1 protein-coding gene is annotated in these 2,350 nt (G+C 39.8%); it reads left to right on the forward strand.

Going from position 1 to position 2,350, the window contains the following annotated elements; translation table 11 throughout:
* Nucleotides 1-2,350 (forward strand): efflux RND transporter permease subunit (locus AAC037_RS23570; RefSeq protein ID WP_339906080.1); only part of this gene is annotated, 2,350 nt, incomplete at both ends.

The raw sequence follows: 2,350 nt of genomic DNA on the forward strand, positions 1-2,350 counted from the left end.
TTATTATCATCATTGTATTTATTCCCATTCTATCCTTGGTAGGTGTGGAAGGCAAAATGTTTCGTCCAATGGCCTTGGTGTTTTGTTTTGCATTGATTGGAGCAATCATTTTTTGTTTTACCTATGTACCGGTGATGGCCTCCCTTTTTATCAAGCCTTCAGACCCTAAAAAGAAAACCATTTCTTCAGGATTGATTTCATTTTTAGAAAACAGGTACAGGCCTGCCATCGTTTGGGCCTTGAGGAAACAGAAAATTGTTATCGGAATGGCTGTTGCTTTGATGGTTTCGGCGGGGCTCTTATTTTCCCAGATGGGTGGTGAGCTTATACCTACCCTTGACGAAGGTGATTTTGTTATTCAGCCTGTACTCAAAACAGGAACCTCCTTATCCAATACCATCGAAATCATAACAAGGATGGAGCAAATAATCCAAGAATTTCCAGAGGTGGATCAGGTGGTAAGTAGAATTGGAGCCGCAGAAGTTCCTACCGACCCCATGTCAATGGAAGAAAGTGATATCATTATTAAACTTATCCCAAGAGATGAATGGGTTACGGCCGAAAGTAAAGATGATTTAGCCAATAAATTTAAAGAGGCCCTTTCTGAGATTGCCGGGGTGGAGTACGAATTTACCCAACCTATAGAAATGCGTTTCAATGAACTCATCACAGGTGTTCGGGCAGATTTGGCTATCAAAATTTTCGGAGAGGATTTAGATATCTTGTATGAAAAAGGTTTAGAGGTAGGGAAAGCCATTCAAAATGTTGAGGGGGCTGTGGACATTTCCGTAGAGAAAATAGCAGGCCTACCACAAATGTCCGTTAAATATGATCGGCAAAAGATTGCAAAGTATGGCTTAAATATAGCAGAATTAAACAATATACTTACCATGGGCTTTGCCGGAAAATCGGCAGGGACAATTTTTGAAGGGGAGAAGAAATTTGATTTGGTTATCAGGTATGATGAAGTCCACCGAAAAGACATTGACAATATTGAAACCGCCTCTATCCAATTGCCAAATGGCAGCCAATTGCCTTTACTGGAATTTGCTGAGATTACCTACACAAAAGGTCCTGCTCAAATATCTAGAGACAATACCAAAAGAAGGATTGTAGTTGGTGTCAACGTAAGGAATAGAGACCTTGAATCCGTGGTGGATGATGTGCAAGAAATTATCCAAAATGACATTGACCTTCCTGTGGGTTATACGATTGATTATGGCGGACAATTTGAAAATTTGAAAACTGCAAAAGACAGGTTATTGGTTGCTGTCCCAATAGCCCTGCTTCTCATTTTTATTTTGTTGTATTTCGCCTTTAAATCAGTAAAAGAGGCCTTGCTAATTTACAGTGCTATTCCAATGGCAACTGTAGGAGGCGTAGCCTTACTTTATATGCGTGACATGCCTTTTAGCATTTCGGCAGGTGTAGGATTCATTGCTCTTTTCGGCATCGCTGTATTAAACGGCATTATACTAATAGAAGAATTTAAAGAATTGAAAGCAAAAGGGGTATATGATATTAACCGGCGTATTCTTTTAGGGACAAAAAGCAGGTTAAGACCTGTTTTGCTAACGGCCGCAACCGATGCATTGGGCTTTTTACCCATGGCTATTTCTACTGCAGCCGGAGCCGAGGTTCAAAGACCGCTTGCCACAGTTGTCGTTGGAGGCCTCATTACCTCAACCATTCTCACATTAATTGTATTGCCAATTTTGTACGCCCTTTTCGATAAGCAAGGGCCTTTACCTAAGGCCAAACTACTTAAAATAGCCCTTCCTGTCCTATTCCTATTTTCATTACCTATTATTAGTCAAGCGCAAGTCCGTGAAATTGACTTAGAAAAGGCTGTAGAGATTGCGCTGGAAAACAACCTAAGTTTAAAAGCATCCCAGCAAAGAATTGATCAAAGTGAACAGTTGATTGGAAGTGCCATAGATATCGATAAAACAGAAATATTTTATAGCAAAGACCAAAACAATTTGGCCCCCAATAACCTGCCCCTCAATGTCTGGGGCATTCAGCAGAACCTGCAATTCCCAACCATCTATGGGGCTCAAAAAAAGGTGATGAAAGACAAATCACAAGTGATTAAGGATCAATTCCAAATGGACCAATACCTCATTACAAAAGAAGTATCTAAGTCCTATTACGAAATTATTTACTGGCAGGAAATGCTAAAGAATTACATTTACCTAGATAGTTTATACTCCCAGTTTCAGCATGCTGCGGGAAGAAGATTTGATCAAGGTGAATCTAACTATTTGGAAAAGTTAACCGCTGACACCAAAAGGAAAGAAATTTCCCTTATGCTGAATCAAATAAACGAGCGTATTAATAGATCCTATAT

The sequence above is a fragment of the uncultured Cyclobacterium sp. genome (genome assembly GCF_963976465.1).
In the GTDB taxonomy this organism is placed as follows: domain Bacteria; phylum Bacteroidota; class Bacteroidia; order Cytophagales; family Cyclobacteriaceae; genus Cyclobacterium.